At 50.6% G+C, this 15291-nt stretch carries 13 protein-coding genes, 3 tRNA genes and 1 pseudogene; 9 read left to right on the forward strand and 8 right to left on the reverse strand.

From position 1 onward, the window contains the following. Window positions 1-20 precede the first annotated feature (20 nt). Window positions 21-257 carry a hypothetical protein gene (locus JVX88_RS19960; RefSeq protein ID WP_211619902.1) on the reverse strand — a complete coding sequence of 79 codons (237 nt, stop codon included), beginning with the start codon at window positions 255-257 and terminating at the stop codon, window positions 21-23. A 16-nt stretch (window positions 258-273) separates the two neighbouring features. Between JVX88_RS19960 and JVX88_RS44245 the strand changes: the two are divergent. The 3 genes and pseudogenes from JVX88_RS44245 to JVX88_RS19975 all read left to right on the forward strand — a co-directional run. Continuing rightward, window positions 274-2808: pseudogene (locus tag JVX88_RS44245) on the forward strand (non-ribosomal peptide synthetase); the annotation flags it as partial. A gap of 169 nt (window positions 2809-2977) precedes the next feature. Beyond that, complete coding sequence (locus JVX88_RS19970; protein WP_211619904.1) at window positions 2978-3772, forward strand: SGNH/GDSL hydrolase family protein; 795 nt, start codon at window positions 2978-2980, stop codon at window positions 3770-3772. 20 nt (window positions 3773-3792) lie between these two features. Then, window positions 3793-4878, forward strand: a complete 1086-nt coding sequence (locus tag JVX88_RS19975; protein ID WP_211619905.1) for an acyltransferase family protein — start codon at window positions 3793-3795, stop codon at window positions 4876-4878. Window positions 4879-4998: 120 nt separating this feature from the next. Here the strand turns inward: JVX88_RS19975 and JVX88_RS19980 are convergent. Together JVX88_RS19980 and JVX88_RS19985 are read right to left on the reverse strand one after the other, a co-directional pair. Continuing rightward, window positions 4999-5074 (reverse strand) — tRNA-Thr (locus JVX88_RS19980). Window positions 5075-5114: 40 nt separating this feature from the next. Next, window positions 5115-5182, reverse strand: a tRNA-Cys gene (locus JVX88_RS19985). Here JVX88_RS19985 and JVX88_RS19990 point away from each other — a divergent pair. From JVX88_RS19990 to JVX88_RS20015, 6 genes are all read left to right on the forward strand, one after another. Beyond that, window positions 5181-5804 (forward strand): glutamine synthetase, encoded by a 624-nt coding sequence (locus JVX88_RS19990; protein ID WP_263975611.1) that lies wholly within the window; start codon window positions 5181-5183, stop codon window positions 5802-5804. The genes JVX88_RS19985 and JVX88_RS19990 overlap by 2 nt on opposite strands. A 246-nt stretch (window positions 5805-6050) precedes the next feature. Then, window positions 6051-7541, forward strand: coding sequence for a protein adenylyltransferase SelO (locus JVX88_RS19995; protein WP_211619906.1), 1491 nt, complete (start codon window positions 6051-6053; stop codon window positions 7539-7541). Between the two features lie 241 nt (window positions 7542-7782). Beyond that, entirely contained in the window at window positions 7783-8169 is a 387-nt protein-coding gene (locus tag JVX88_RS20000) for an alr0857 family protein (RefSeq protein WP_211619907.1), read from the forward strand. Window positions 8170-8303: 134 nt separating this feature from the next. Beyond that, window positions 8304-8403: transfer RNA gene (locus JVX88_RS20005), tRNA-Cys, on the forward strand. Between the two features lie 263 nt (window positions 8404-8666). Next, the gene (locus tag JVX88_RS40830) at window positions 8667-9368 is read left to right on the forward strand and encodes a hypothetical protein (RefSeq protein WP_211619908.1); all 702 of its coding nucleotides are present in this window, start codon (window positions 8667-8669) and stop codon (window positions 9366-9368) included. A 4-nt stretch (window positions 9369-9372) separates the two neighbouring features. After that, on the forward strand, window positions 9373-9810 hold the full coding sequence (locus JVX88_RS20015) for a surface-adhesin E family protein (RefSeq protein WP_211619909.1): 438 nt from the start codon (window positions 9373-9375) through the stop codon (window positions 9808-9810). A 215-nt stretch (window positions 9811-10025) separates the two neighbouring features. Here the strand turns inward: JVX88_RS20015 and cphA are convergent, their stop codons facing one another. The 5 genes from cphA to JVX88_RS20040 form a co-directional block, all read right to left on the reverse strand. Next, window positions 10026-11774 (reverse strand): cyanophycin synthetase, encoded by a 1749-nt coding sequence (gene cphA, locus JVX88_RS20020; RefSeq protein ID WP_211619910.1) that lies wholly within the window; start codon window positions 11772-11774, stop codon window positions 10026-10028. A gap of 124 nt (window positions 11775-11898) precedes the next feature. Then, complete coding sequence (locus tag JVX88_RS20025) at window positions 11899-12582, reverse strand: cyanophycinase (protein ID WP_211619911.1); 684 nt, start codon at window positions 12580-12582, stop codon at window positions 11899-11901. A gap of 480 nt (window positions 12583-13062) precedes the next feature. After that, window positions 13063-13203 carry a hypothetical protein gene (locus JVX88_RS20030; protein ID WP_036007137.1) on the reverse strand — a complete coding sequence of 47 codons (141 nt, stop codon included), beginning with the start codon at window positions 13201-13203 and terminating at the stop codon, window positions 13063-13065. Between the two features lie 468 nt (window positions 13204-13671). Next, entirely contained in the window at window positions 13672-14256 is a 585-nt protein-coding gene (locus JVX88_RS20035) for a pre-peptidase C-terminal domain-containing protein (protein WP_211619912.1), read from the reverse strand. Between the two features lie 718 nt (window positions 14257-14974). Then, window positions 14975-15283, reverse strand: a complete 309-nt coding sequence (locus JVX88_RS20040; protein WP_225931124.1) for a hypothetical protein — start codon at window positions 15281-15283, stop codon at window positions 14975-14977. Window positions 15284-15291: the final 8 nt, after the last annotated feature.

Consider the following 15291-nt stretch of genomic DNA (forward strand, 5'->3'; position numbering starts at 1 on the left):
AGTATATAAACATTGATCTATTAATAGACATCAGTGAATAATCGCCCCCAGCCTTTTACGCCAATTGGATCAACGCCTGCCATCTGCAGTGATTTCCAAACCACTGCCGAAATCGTGTCGTAAATCGGGATATCTAACGCTTGCTCTAGCTCGTTCACCAACGGCGCGGCTCGCAGATTAGTGCAGAAAGTGACGATCGCTTGGGGGTGTGCTGCCGCAACCTTGTGAATCATGGCGGTGATTTGATCAGCCGTCACTCTCCTCAACCAAGGTCCGCTGCTGCGAGTTCGATTGTGGCAATTGCAGGATACGGAACATCTATTGCTACTGGCTCTGCATCACATTATTTTTGACGAGTGGTCCAGTGGGGTACTGATTCGGGAGTTCGGCGAACTGTATGGGGCTTTGGTAGAAGGCAAGCCTATTACTTTACCGGAACTGCCAATTCAATACGCTGATTTTGCTCACTGGCAGCGGCAATGGTTGCAAGGAGAAGCACTCAATGCTCAGATCAGCTATTGGAAGCAGCAGTTGCAGGATTTGCCGGTGCTAAATTTACCTGGTGCTCAAACTTGTTCGTCAGAGCCTTGTTCGCTAGGGCAGAAGCAGGAGCATCGGGGGGCGAGCCAATTGCTAGAATTGCCCCAGCGGTTACTGGATGCCCTGGAGGAGCTAAGCCAAGAGGCTGGAGTGACCTTGTTCATGACTCTGCTAGCTGCCTTTCAGACGCTGCTGCATCGCTATACTGGACAAACTGATATTGTGATTGGCTCCCCGATTGCCAATCGCCAGCGCAGCGAACTCGAAGGCTTGATTGGCTTTTTGGTAAACAGCCTGGTATTGCGGACTGATCTGGCCGGTAATCCCAGCTTTCGTGAGCTATTAGAGCGAGTGCGACAAGTCACATTGGCTGCCTATGCCCATCAGGATTTGCCGTTTGAGAAGCTGGTCGAAGAGCTGCAACCCGTGCGGAATCTGACGCAAAATCCCCTGTTTCAAGTCGTGTTTGCGCTACAAAACACACCAATGGAGCAACTCGTGTTACCCGGTTTAGTGCTCAGTCCGGTGGAATTAGAGACCAAAACGGCGCGGTTTGATCTGGAACTATACCTCTGGAAATGTGCAGATAACTTTCGCAACCTATGGGGCAAAGGATGGCGACGTACCGATGGGTTACGGGGTGTGATCGTCTATAACACCAATTTATTTGATGCAGCTACTATCACATCACTGTGTAACCATTTCCAAACTTTGTTAGAAAATATTGTAACGAACCCAGATACACCTCTCTCGACCCTGTCTCTATTAACGCTGACAGAACAACAAGCGTTGATACAGCGTTGGCATAGCAATCAATCTCCCTATCCTACAGTTGGTATTCATCAGCAGTTTGAGTTTCAGGTGCAACAAAATCCAACTGCAATTGCAATTCAATTTGGTAATCAACAATTTAGTTACGAAGCGCTGAATCAAGGTAGTAATCAGTTAGCACGCTATCTACGACGCTTAGAAGTTGATACTGATACGCGAGTAGGAATCTGTTTGGAACGCAGTGGAGAGGCAATTGCGGCTATGCTGGCAGTCCTGAAAGCAGGAGGAGCCTATGTGCCGCTGGACCCTAGCTATCCTCTGGAACGGCTGCAGTTTATGCTGAAGGATGCCGGAATTACTGTGGTGCTCACCCAGCCTAATTGGGCTGAGATCCTGCAAACCCCCGAAACGATCCTGGTTTGTTTGGAGCAAGAATGGTATGCCATTGCTCAGGAGCCGACTGAGAATTTGTCACTTCCCTGCACAGCCGACCAGCTCGCCTATGTGATGTACACCTCTGGCTCAACTGGAACTCCTAAAGGCGTAATGGTGCCGCATCGAGCTGTTAACCGCCTGGTGTGTGCAACTGATTATGTGCAAATCCAACCCAGCAATCGGATAGCCCAGGTTGCCAACCTCGCCTTTGATGCCGCTACATTTGAAGTCTGGGGAGCCTTACTGAATGGTGCCCAATTGATTGGCCTGGAGCGCGAGATTACCCTATCCCCCGCTAATTTAGCAATCGAGTTGCAACAGCGGCAAATTAGCATTCTGTTTCTCACCACGGCCCTATTCAATCAAACCGTCAGCCAGATTCCTACCGCCTTCCAATCCCTGCGATATTTGCTGTTTGGCGGTGAAATGGTGAACGTTGAGTGTGTGCGATCAGTGCTGCAACAAGGTAAACCCCAACATCTAATTCACGTCTACGGACCGACTGAAAACACAACCTTTTCCACCTGGTATGAAGTAGAAAACATTTCAGAGAACGCTACAACTATTCCGATTGGTCAAGCTATTGCCAACACACAAGTTTATCTGCTCGATGAGCGACTAAATCCAGTCCCAGTCAATGTTAGCGGTGAAATATATTTGGCAGGTGAGGGATTAGCTCAGGGATATTTGAATCGTCCAGAGCTAACTGAGGAACGGTTCATTCGTTTTGAGGATTCAGCTTTGAGTGCTCAGTTAGCAGCCCAACCCTCAACCCTCAACCCTTCTGCTACGGAGATACTACGTGTTGGCGGAGCCAGCCAGAAGGGCGTACAACCTTCAAAACTTTATAAAACCGGCGATCGCGCTCGTTATCGCGCCGATGGAAATCTAGAGTTTTTGGGTCGGACTGATCACCAAATCAAGATTCGTGGCTTTCGGGTAGAGTTGGGTGAAATTGAAACCGTGTTAACCCAAGCTGGGTGCCCAAGCGGGGCTATGCCAAGCGGCTGGTCCAGGCGCACAAGCTCCACCATGCGACGATCGGCAAGGAAGGCGGCGTGAGCTTCGGCTTCGTGTTCGCGGGCGACCCGGCCCGGCTAAAGGCCGAACTGCGCCGCCAGCGCGAGGCGGGCGAGGCGGTGGTAAGGGAAAGCGCGGGGGCGTGAATGGTGCCGGGCGCAGATCATTGGCAAGTAACTTGAAATTAAGCTCGAACAACTAACGCGCCCTTATGCGTAGCCTATTTATCCTACTCGCGACCGTGAGCTTGGCCGCATGTGGCGGCGAGAGCGGTGGAACGACCGGTGTTGGCAGTGGCACGGCACAAGGTCCAAGTTCGACACCAAGTCCTACGCCGACACCGAGCGCCACGCCGAGCCCAAGCCCCAGTCCAAGCGCGTCCCCTACGCCAAGCCAGGGAACACCGCCCGGAGGCGACGGAAAGATCGTGGTCGTTACCGAAGGTAGCAGCTCGGCTTTTGCGTATGGCGGAAACCACACTGGCATGTACCGGGATTACAAGGGTAGTGCCATAGAATTTCACGGATTGGCGGTCGGGGGAAGTGGCCTAAACAATCTGATCGACCGGATAGACGTCGTGCTCGTCGCAAAGCCTGACCTAGTTTCGGTGTATATCGGCGCCAATGATTTAACGAGCTATAGCAGCGCCGACGCTTTCGCTTCGCGGTTGCAATCGTATGTTGAGCAAATACGCCGCACCGGCGCTAAGGTTGTGATATGCACGATACTCCCTCGTCAAACTGGCAGTGCTCATGATGCAAGATACAATGCGATGAGGAAGGAAGTCGCCGAAATCATACGCAAAGTAGACTGGGTTGATGGGGTTGTTGATTTTGCCAATGACCCGCAAATGGGTCCCGACGACGCTCCTTTCAATCGCGTGCTCTACAAGACCGACGGCGTTCACCCTACTGACGGTAGCAAGGCCAACCCTCCCAGCGGGCAGATGGTGCTCTTCGAGGCGTATCGCCCTATAATGGACAAACTTCTTGCCGATGTAAGGTAGTAAGCCCTAAGTGCTGTTCTATGGGGTCGCAGGGGCAGAATCTCTCTAGGGAGTCGGGGCACGCTGTTGAGCGTCAAAGCTGGATCGATCTTGCTCGCGGGATTTGCATCACTCTCGTCGTGATGATGCACTTTGATGAAGTGTATTTCACTCACCTGAATGTGCCTGAGCTTGCCAAAAAGGTGAGCGATAACTTAACCAGCCTTGCCCGCCCTGCCAGGATGCCGACATTTTTCTTTATTTCTGGATACTTGGCTAGTCGTGCGCTAATTAAACCCATCAAAGTGGCCGCAGAGAAGAGAATTTTTCTTCTTTACTGGACCTACTTGATATGGTCGATTATATGTGTTTCTATTTTGTATCTACTTTTTGAAAATTTCAGCAGCGAGAATACTCTTCGATTTTTCGAACGCATCGCTTTGGAAGCAATTTTCCCTCAGACATCAACATGGTTTTTGTATGGGCTGGTGCTATTTTTCATAATTGCAAAGATATTTCGAAATTACCCGAGAATTGCTATTGCGATTGCATTGATATTTTCATGCTTTTCAGATGTTTTTATAGGCTCTGCTCTCTCGGAAATGATCAGAACTCTCCCTTATTTTCTCGCTGGTATCTATTTTCCAAGCTTGTTTTTAAGGGCTGGTGATCCGGGGGGGGGCTGGCGAAGTGTATTTGCTGTTGCCATCTTGTATGGGATATTTTTGATCCCGCTTGTTTTGCTAGATCGCAATTTGCCCGGCATATGGTTGCCTCCGACTTTCGTCGGCATCGTGCTCCTGCTGCAAATATCCAGAAATCTTGATAGGGTTCCGGGTGTCGATTTTATACGCTACGTTGGACGTAATACTCTTCCGATTTATGTCATGCATGTGATAATTTTGATATGCATCCGTACATTTAGTGAAGATGTAATATCACTAGAAACAGGATGGGCTTTGGCGTTTTCTCTTGCCGGGAATCTTGCTCTGATAGCCTTTTGTTTGCTACTGCACACATTCTTGAAAAAACTGGGATTTGGTTGGCTCTTCGCTCTGCCTGATTTTCTGAGATCGAGATTGATTAGTGCTCGTGGCCAAGTCGAGCGGCAGCCGGAAGCGGTTTAGAATTTTTTGTGGCTACAGATATTTGCCTATTCCTAATTGACATAGTTCAGCCCCATTTCGAACGCGAAGCAAGCCTGAGCCACGTTCCTGGCTATCGTATCGGATTTCCGGGCTGAAAACTGGTGCCGCTTACAGGACTCGAACCTGTGACCCCATCATTACGAATGATGTGCTCTACCAACTGAGCTAAAGCGGCACTCGCTGTTCGTCCCGGGTGCGCCGGGCGCGATCAGAAGTGGAGGCCCGAGCCGGAATCGAACCGGCGTGCAAGGATTTGCAGTCCTCTGCGTAACCACTCCGCCATCAAGGCTGGCAATGGCTGTCATTTGCACCTCAGCCTCTGGCGCAATGGCGAGAATCTGCTGCCCACTGCTGCCGGAGACCTATCGCCGCTGGCTCGTTCGTTTGCGGCCGGAATTTTGCACCACTTACCGGCCCTAATGGCGATCACGACGCCGAGTCCCAATTCCTACCGTCGCTTGCAGCCGCACTTTTGGAGTGGAGCCTTTCGCTGTTGGGGCATCGACAACCGAGAAGCGGCCCTGCGGGTGCCCACCAATCCCCAGTTGCCCAGACCCACCCACATCGAGCTAAAAACCATCGACGCCTCTGCCAATCCCTACCTGGCGCTGAGTGCCGTAATTGCCGCTGGATTAGATGGAATTCGCCGCCAGCTCGACCCCGGCGATCCGGTTGCCATCGATCCGGGAAATCTGCCAGACTCAGAACGACAGCAGCGGCGCATCGAACGGTTGCCGGTCAATCTAGGAGAAGCGATCGAACCCCTGAAGCAGGATGCGGTTCTGCTCACCGCGTTCCAACCTGAGCTAGCTCAAGCCTTCCTCGCCGTTCGTCAAGCCGAGTGGACCGCGATGCAAGGAATGACGCTAGATGCAGAAGTGCAATTGCTGCTAGAACGCTACTGAACTATAACCAAAACCACCATTCCTTCACTCTTATAAAAAACTTTCTTATAGAAGCTTGAAGAGGGGGTGACGCCCCCCAGCACTGTAATGTCATAATGTGTTATGTAGATGCACCCTGATGGTTGGGAGAGTTTGCAAATGGCTCTCCCTTTTTTCATGGGAGATTGGACTGAAACGCTAGACTTAAAAAGGCAATCCGCCCCCACCGGATTCACCTGTTTTACAGCAATCTGCCTAGCCACCCCAATGTTTTCCGAAGTTTCTGACCGTTCCGCTGCCAATCCGCTGCTGTCGCTCACTTTCGAACCAGCTTTCCAGAATCTGGGCGAAGACTATTACGATATCGTCACGGCGGCTGAATTTCCGCGCCAGATTTTGCGGTTTCGTAATGACCAGATTTTGCCGCTGCTGGGACTCGACCCTCAGTCTGTGAGCGATGCTGACTTTATTGAAGCGCTTGGCCTGTTTCGCGACCGGCAGCCCCTGCTTGCCATGCGCTATCACGGCTATCAGTTTGGCGAATATAACCCCTACTTGGGCGACGGACGTGGCTTCCTTTACGGGCAGGTGCGGGGTAGCGATGGCGAACTCTATGACTTTGGTACCAAAGGATCGGGCCGGACTCCCTACTCGCGCAACGCGGACGGGCGGCTCACCCTCAAGGGCGGCGTGCGGGAGGTGCTGGCGGCAGAAATGCTGCATCGGTTGGGCGTGCGGACATCGCGCTGCTTTAGCTTAATCGAAACCGGCGAACAGCTCTGGCGTGGCGATGAACCGTCTCCGACGCGCTCGTCTGTAATGGTGCGCTTTTCCCGTTCCCACATTCGCTTTGGCACCTTTGAGCGGTTGCATTACCTAGGCCGCCAGGATTTGATCCAGAAACTGCTGGATCACGTGATTCAGATCTACTATCCCCATCTCTGGCAGCAGGAGGATGCCTACCTGCGCTTCTATACCGAACTAGTGCAGCGAGTGGCCGACCTGACGGCGCAGTGGATGGCGGTGGGCTTTTGTCACGCCGTCCTAAATACTGACAATATGTCGATTACTGGCGAAAGCTTTGACTATGGCCCCTATGCCTTTATTAATGAATTCGACCCTCAGTTCACGGCTGCCTACTTCGACTATTCTGGCCGCTACTGCTACGCCAACCAACCCGCCGCCTGTCTCTGGAATCTGCAAATGCTGCAAGCGCCCCTAAAGGCCGTAATCGATCCGTTCGCGATGGAGCAGTCCCTAACCCAGTTTGACGCTCACTATCACACGATCTACCGCCAGTGGATGCTGCGCAAGTTGGGCTTTGAGTTGGGTATCGATCACGTTCCAGAGGATGTAGGCGATGAATTGCTGAAGCGGACTCTCCAGCTTCTCTGGCAAATCAAAATTGGCTATCACGAGTTTTTTGTCACCCTGCGGCAACAGTTCGACCGCTCATGGCGCGAGGATGCCACTCAGATTTTGGCCCAAGCCGATTTTCCTACCCTTAAAGCGGACGCCGTGATGCCTCAGTTTGAATCGTGGCGGCAGTTTTATTATCAGTTGCTCAACAGCTTACCGGAATCGGAACTGGATACAATTGCGCGACGCCTGCGGCAACATAATCCGCTGACGGTGATCATTCGACCCGAAATTGAAGCGATTTGGGAACCGATTACTCAGGATGATAATTGGACGCCTTTTTACGATTTGCTGAAGCGAATTTGGGATGCAGTGGAGGATGAGGTCGTGACGGGATAAAACGGGATAAAACGGATAGAGGAGTGGAGAATGACTGCGGATGGGTCAGAATCGGATTTAGGGTCGGTAGAGTCGGGAGAAACTGAGTTGGGAGCTAGTTCAGACTCTTACATGAAACGGGAATGATGCTGAGAACGAAACCGAAAGCGCCGATTCACCCAGCCATTGCTTTTGCCGAACAGTTCTGGAAAGAACAGCCGCCTGTTGACACCTGACATAAACCTGAAAGGAGACAAGATCAATGTTGAAGCTGAACTACACCGAAGTTGGGCTGTACATGGAACGCACTCTGACAACGCCCGAACTGCTCATCGCCCAGCGGGTTGTTTTGGCCATGCGATTGGGGCAATCGTTCCATGTCGAACCGGGTTGTGCTTGCTTTCTGCTGCCTGCTGATCTTCGTGAACTAAAAGTGCTGGAAACAGCATTACAACGGGAGCTTAGCTCAACCGTCACTCTGCTGCCTGTCGATCGCGAGTTTGTAGAAGTCAGTCTGACTGGAAGCTGGATTGCCGAAGACAGAGACGCTCATGAAGGCATGTTTCTGACCCTAGTGAGTGACCGAACTGAATTCTTGATCTACAGGCTGTGGCAGATCAGCGCGGCTCACATTTCCTCCCTAGCGTGAGGGGGCAAACCTAGCAGGAGAGGGCGATCCAATTTTTTCTTTGCAATCGCTCTCCCCTCCGCCCCAAAAGGTGTAGTACCCTCTTGATGCTTTGTCGTGCATTTGTAGTATAAAAGTAATATAAACGCTATAATCTCCAGGTCGCCAAATGGAAAGACATCGGTCCGCAAAACCGACATGCGAGAGTTTCTCCATGCGGAGACGCTTCGCGAACGATTCTCTCCCTGGAGTCCAATCTTTGCAATGTCTTCTACTTGAATGACCTCTACTTAATTAAATAGGAAATTGGTGAGGTTGGTGCTTGCGTGTTGCTGTTAACGGGAGTGATATGCTCCTTCCAGTTAGTTACTATTCTGGTTGATTACTGTAAGTATGGTTGAGTGAACGGCATTTGATATCCGTTTTGTCGAAAAACCTGTCAAGAGAGGTAAAACAAATTGGTTACTTTTCGCATAGAATTGCTGTAGTTGTTGCCCGAAAGTTGCCAGATTTCAATCATGCGATTACGAATCAAACGATGGATTGAAGGAACAATTATTGCAATAGCAATCGGCGTTAGCTCAGGCATCCTACCTGCTCAGGCGCAATCTGATCAACAGGTGCGCTCACTGGTGGAAGCATTGCGCGAAGCGGCTCCACAGACCGGTAACCCCAATGATGGGCTATACAGCGACTGGCAGATTCAAGCGCCAAACATTCCACGCTGGTCCGAGGCTTGTATTGGCAGATCGCTCTCTCCTCAGGAATTTGAGGCCGATTTAACGACTGCACGCACCATTCTGGTTTGTGTGATGCGGGATGTTTTGCAACAAGAGTATCGCAACAGTGGCAATGATGAGGCAACTGCGGTCCGCCGTGCTGCCGCTTGGTGGATGACGGGTGATCCATCCCGCTACAATAGCGGTGAGACAGCGGCCTATACTCAAAAAGTGCTCAGCTTCTACCGGCAACAGTCTGGAACCCCTGCGGCAGCCACTCCACCAAATTCAGCTCCACCGGCTTCGAATCAACCCCAAAGTACCCCTTACGATCGGTATATGCAAGCTGGGTATGCTGCTGTGGAGCAGAAGGATTACGAAGCCGCACTATTACACTTTCAACGGGCCTTAGATGAACGTCCGAATGACACCTATGCTCAACGAGCTATTCAAAATGTGGAACGCTACCATAATCAGCCTGGTCAAGCAGGAACGCAATAACGCGATGAAGGGATGGATCAAGCAGGGGCTGCACCTGATGGTGATGACCACGATGGCTGTTACAGCTGGATGGAGTTCTGACGTAAAGGCCGCTGAAGCATGGGTTGAGGTGACCGTGAATGCGGTAGGAGATCGATTTTTAGTGGATCAGAATTCGATTCAGCGATCCGAAAACATCGTTCGCTATTGGGAATATCGAGAGTTCAAACAGGCCAACAATGCGTTTCTAGACTTTGAAGTAGAACAACCCGTTTATGGAGTAATGATTTATCGCTCGGCAGATTGCACTTCTGGGGTAGAACGCACCCGCCGCTTAGTGATATTTGATCAGAATCGGCAAGTGATTGAGCGAGTTGATTATGGCAATAATGGCCCTCTTACTCAACCCATGACAGATAGCAGTGCTGCTAATGTCATCCGCTATGTTTGCACGCAGGAATAGCTTTAGAACAGTGCAACAGAACAGTGCAACAGAACAGTGCAACAATGATAGCTTGATTAATGCCGCTGCCTTTCGTTGGGAACGGGGGATATGGGCTTGGAACTATGGTTGAGATCAAGAGATGACAGTGGGGTTGAAGAGCAGGCATGGCAGTGGACATGGGCAGCCCAAAGCCGAAAACCCAAAGCCGAAAAAATAGGGTGAACCTGCTAAATTCACCCCTTATACCAATTTTTTGTGAAGCGGCTTATTATCAGACCCCTCCCAACCTCCCCTTGGTAAGGGGAGGTGCCGTATAGCACGGCGACATCTACCGTTGGATCTTTCAGCACCAACTGAGCTGAGACAGGCCCGGTATTGTCGCCGCGAACTATCTGCTGGTTCTGAATATAAGTGCCGTCCGTAGTCGTGAAGCCAACCGTACGGCCCGTTCCCTTCAGAATGTGAGCGATAAGCCGGGTCGTGGTTGTTTTGCCGTTGGTTCCCGTGATCGCAAAGATCGGTACCCGTGACTTCGCACCCGGCGGAAACAGCATATCGATAACATGCTCAGCAACGTTTCGGCCAATGCCCTCACTCGGCGCAAGGTGCATCCGAAACCCGGGTGCTGCGTTAACCTCTATGATACCTCCGCCATTTTCGTGCAGCGGCTCGCTTACATTTGGAGCGATAACGTCAATACCCGCGACATCCAGCCCGATAATACGGGCAATACGTTCAAACAAGAACACATTCTCCGGATGAACCTCGTCGGTAACGTCGATCGCCGTTCCGCCGGTCGATATATTTGCAGTGGTCTTTAGAAACAATCGTTCATCTTTTGGGAGTACACTTGAAAGTTCATAGCCGGCCTTGCGGATACAGCGTAGTGTCTGATTATCAATATCGATCTCAGTCAACACGTTCTCATGGCCGTAACCGCGACGCGGATCGGAATTCGTAATTTCGATGAGCTGTTCGATCGTATGTTCACCATCGCCAACAACATGTGCAGGCACACGCTCTGCGACTGCGATCAATCGGTTGTTTACAACGAGCGCCCGAAAATCCGACCCTACAAGCTGTTTTTCAACAATGATCCAACGGGAATATTCTTTCGCTTTTTCCCAAGCGATCTTGGCTTCATCGATGGACTTTATTCCGACAGTGGCCCCTTTGCCGTGATTCCCGTCAAGTGGCTTTATCACGAGTGGAAAACCAACCCGCTCGACCGTTTCTTCCAATTCCTCTTCATTTCGGATGCGGTATCCCTTCGGTACCGGAACTCCCATATCGCCAAGCAGAGTTTTTGTTGCGTGCTTATTCCCGGCGATATCGACCGCGATCATATTAGTATTCGCGGTCGTTGTCGCTTGGATCCGTTTTTGATACACACCGTATCCCAACTGCACGAGCGACTGGTCATTAAGTCGGATGTAGGGGATCCCGCGATTTACCGCCTCTTCAACAATAGATCCCGTGGATGGACCGAATCGGACATCTTCGCGAATCTCGCGCATTTTCTGAATGTCGGCGAACACGTCCGCTTTTACTTCCTCGATCGGCCGATCGCCGGCAAGTTCAAGGAATAGTCGCACCGAGGCTTTTGCCGCATACCGGCCTACCTCTTCTTCGTGATAACTGAAGACGACATTATAGATACCCCGCTCGCCCGTCTCACGAGTCCTGCCATAGCCAGTGTCCATGCCGGCAAGCGTCTGAAGCTCGAGCGCAAAATGCTCTATGATGTGGCCTGCCCAAGTCCCTTCCTGAACGCGCCGCAAGAATCCGCCCTCTTCGCCGTAACTACAACCGTGTTTAAGGAGCGTCGGAAGAACTTCATTCATTCGCCCATAAAAACCTTCGATCTTATCTGATGGCCGCTCTTCAAAATCGCCTATGTCCAGACGCATTATGATCAGCTTTTTCCAATAGCCACTCCAATAATTCGGCCCGCGAAGTGTGCGAATTTCCAGGATTTCCATACTTTTCTGCAACCTAAAGGTCTCAAACGGTAAACCCGCCAAGAGAATGTGTCTTTTGTCTCGATCCATATTGGATCTAAACCGCGGTCATTCTCGTTATTGCGTCGTTATATTTTGTTACTCCTCAGCCAAGATCAGGGAGCAGAAACTCCTGCGGCGGCTGTAGCGGATGCCTCTTAAGATAGTCGTATATCAGTCCATCGCGCAGGATGTGCATTTGAACGCCGCAAATACTGAATGATTCATGCTCAGCGACCTCAGCGATCTCGTTATACGTTATACACGAACCGTCAACGATGGTTACGGAGCCTCTGCCAATTACTTCAAGTACACCCTTGCCGTCAAGGATTATTGCCGTATTCTCGTCAATGCCGATGCCGAGATTATAGGGATTGTAAGATACTGCCGTTATCAGACGGCTAATGCGGCCGCGTTCCGTAAAGTGCTGGTCGATGATGATATTTTTCAAGAATCCGAGACCAGGAGAAAGCTGCACCGCACCTTTATGAGGATGCGACGTTGACTCTCCGCGCACGATCATTGAGGTACTCATGCCGGCCGCACCGGCGCTCGTGCCGGCAAGGACGATCGGTGTTTCACGTACCATCTTCCGCAACTTTGCCGCGAATTCGGTACCACCCAGCAAGGAAACAAGCCTCATTTGATCGCCACCGGTCATAAAAACGCCGGTTATGCCGTCGAGCAATCCATCTGCGTTAGCCTGAAACACGTCCTGCCGCGAAGTTGCACGCAGCACCCGCGGATTTGCGATACCGAGATTACGAAATGCCTGAGCTTGGGTGTTCAACTCAGGCTAGAGGGTAGGCAGCGCAAAACGTTAGCGCTTGTGATTAGCGCGTTTGGGCTGCATCAAATTGGTTGCAATCGAGCAGGGAAAAACCCGAATCAGACAGCTTGGGAGGTGAGCGCAACAAAACTAACTTGCCTAGGCGATTTGCTAAGCAAGGAGCGGCATCTGAAACGAATCTGAAAAATCTAAATTTGAGAACCGAAATCTTGCCCTCAGGGCAGGCGATCCAACAAAGTTAATGAGTCCGGATAGCGGCAGCCTGGAGCGGCATTGCTTGAGTAGAGATCTGATTAATCATCATAATTCAGTCATGAAGACTAGGATTCACGTATTGTAGCATGACTGTAGTATGTTGCAAGGGCAGGATGTTCCACAACAGCCTGAAAAACAAAAGGACAGCGTGATTAGATCAGGCTGCCCTCCACAGTTTAACGATTTAATTGATTGGCTTAATTGATTTAGCAACGATTAAGCAGCTCAACCGACTGCATAGGCCGATTGCAACGCCCACACAATCAAGAATGCAATTGCGCCCAGGATCAAAATGCCGGAGAGCGCTACGACGGGTAGGCTGTCTGCCCCCTTAAATTCCATGATTCCTCGATTCAAGTCGGTCATAGGTTTGATGTCCTCCCACAACAGGATTAGCAGCAACCAAATTGCCAATAACTAGGTTAACAAGCGATTAACAAGCATCAAACTGACGATCAATTTGATGCTGATTCAGCTAATTTCAGCCAAATCAAAGGCTCAAGATCGAGTCTTCCTTCCCAATTCTAGCCAGAGTTCTGCCTCGATCAAGTCTAGAAAGCACACTTTAAGATTTTTTTCAAGAAAGATTTTGCATCAGTAACATCCAGCACGGGGCAGGCTTTGGAGTTGCGCTGGCAGAACAGCAGAAATTCAAAGGCCCAGGCGGTGGGCAAAATCACGAGATTGGTCTGCACAGAGCCGAGGGCTAGACCGGCTGTGGATCCAGTCAGCAATCCGTCGCGGCAGCGTTACCGAACTTCAGCCGGAATAAGGGTATGGGTCGGGGTCATGGTTTACGAGGTTTGATAGAAGCGTTTCAAGGAATGGGGAGAATCAGAAGGAGTCGATCATGCCGATGAGTCTAGCGGTGCCTTCAATATTTATCAGCTCCAGTAGAAGCGAGCAGGCAGTTTGACTTCCCTGAGAACATCCATTGGACAGGACAGAGCTGACGTTCTGATAATCGATACAGCTCGTCGGATCGTTGTTTAGCCCGCAGTTATAGGCAGCCGAGGTTCCAGAGAGGAAGACGTTGTTGTAGAAAGCATCAGTCAGGGCTGGCTGATTGGGCAAACCTGGCTGGGAGAGCGGGGTTGCGTTGAGGCTCAACTGGTATTTGCTGCCGCCTCGCTTTGGATAGACCCGAACGTAGTAGGTTCCAGGTTCTAGAGTGGCGTCAATCTTTTCGGATCGATTCTTCCTGCGGTTTGAGCTGGCTATCGCTTTACCGTTCTGAATCAGAGATACATCAACGTCATTCTGAAGACTGCCTAACAATAGGTTGAAGCTGCTGCGTCGATTGATATTCAGCGCATAAAAGTCGTTCTTGTCTCGTAACCCAACTGATCCCCTAAAAGTTTTCTTGCCGTTTAGCACTCCGACGTTACGAGCACCATTCAAGCGATCATCTGCTGCCATAGTTTATCAATTCCTCAATTTTTCAACACACGGTCAAGTATTTTACCTAATACCCCTGGTAAATACCAGTAGCCTAACTGCGTCTTTATTGAACCTACATGGGCATTCGCTCAACTATGCTCCGGAGCAACCAGGCTGTGAAACAGAGTCAGAAACGCTGCTAGGTTATCAATTGATGCATGATTAATTACACAGACACCCGATCTGTACTTAGGAAAGTCTGGACCGATTCGTTCAATCACGACTTTGCTGTCTTCGTGACTCAGCCTAACTTCACCACCGCTGTACTGGTGGGTTTCTGCGGCATCGATCACCTACAGCCCGCCCGCCTCCCTCAACCAGAAACTCAACTGTGCCAGATTGCTCCAACTCGGCCTGGGCTTTCTGGAGGCAAAGGAATGTCCAGATCCGTTCCGCAGAAACAGCAAAATGATAGGGATCGTCTTGTCTCAGTCGCCCAGACTTGCTAAAGAACAAACCGACAATGGATTTATTACCTATCAGACGGCCCGATGATTTGGTACTCCTATTTCTTAAAGGGTAGAGAAAAATAGAAGCAGTTATCCTATTCCAGTCAATTCTCACGCTTGTTTGAACCTCGATGAAACCCTACCTGATCTGTTCAACCTGCGGTTCAGATGACATCATGAAAAATGGCACCATTTAGCTGGGATTGCTCGGAGACTGCACCTGTTCGAAGACTGGTTGCAACGCTACGTCAATCGTTGCTATCAACTGCTGCCTCAGATCGTACAGGTGCGACCCAAGCCGCAACTGCCTTCTTGGATTTCGGTTTGCTGAGTAGGAACCACCACAGTTCCAAGCCAATCAGTCCTAATCCGCCCAGAGTCACAGCAACTTTGTTGCCAAGGGGCTGTTCAATGCGGCGAAACTGTCCAGTTTGTTCAGTCTGCGGTTGCATCTCGTTCATGTCGTGGGGCATTTGAGCAACTGCTCTCCCGTTCGCAAGTCCGAAAACTAATCCTAAACTGGCAATACCGCTGATGATGGTTGTTTGCTTCACCATTGAACAAT

Source organism: Leptolyngbya sp. 7M (assembly GCF_018128485.1).

Excerpts from the sequence above, each read along its gene's own strand:
- JVX88_RS19970 (WP_211619904.1), top strand. The coding sequence starts at position 2,978 with ATGCGTAGCCTATTTATCCTACTCGCGACCGTGAGCTTGGCCGCATGT.
- JVX88_RS19975 (WP_211619905.1), top strand. The coding sequence starts at position 3,793 with ATGGGGTCGCAGGGGCAGAATCTCTCTAGGGAGTCGGGGCACGCTGTT.
- JVX88_RS19995 (WP_211619906.1), top strand. The coding sequence starts at position 6,051 with ATGTTTTCCGAAGTTTCTGACCGTTCCGCTGCCAATCCGCTGCTGTCG.
- JVX88_RS20000 (WP_211619907.1), top strand. The coding sequence starts at position 7,783 with ATGTTGAAGCTGAACTACACCGAAGTTGGGCTGTACATGGAACGCACT.
- JVX88_RS40830 (WP_211619908.1), top strand. The coding sequence starts at position 8,667 with ATGCGATTACGAATCAAACGATGGATTGAAGGAACAATTATTGCAATA.
- JVX88_RS20015 (WP_211619909.1), top strand. The coding sequence starts at position 9,373 with ATGAAGGGATGGATCAAGCAGGGGCTGCACCTGATGGTGATGACCACG.
- cphA (WP_211619910.1), bottom strand. The coding sequence starts at position 11,774 with ATGGAAATCCTGGAAATTCGCACACTTCGCGGGCCGAATTATTGGAGT.
- JVX88_RS20030 (WP_036007137.1), bottom strand. The coding sequence starts at position 13,203 with ATGACCGACTTGAATCGAGGAATCATGGAATTTAAGGGGGCAGACAGC.
- JVX88_RS20035 (WP_211619912.1), bottom strand. The coding sequence starts at position 14,256 with ATGGCAGCAGATGATCGCTTGAATGGTGCTCGTAACGTCGGAGTGCTA.
- JVX88_RS20040 (WP_225931124.1), bottom strand. The coding sequence starts at position 15,283 with ATGGTGAAGCAAACAACCATCATCAGCGGTATTGCCAGTTTAGGATTA.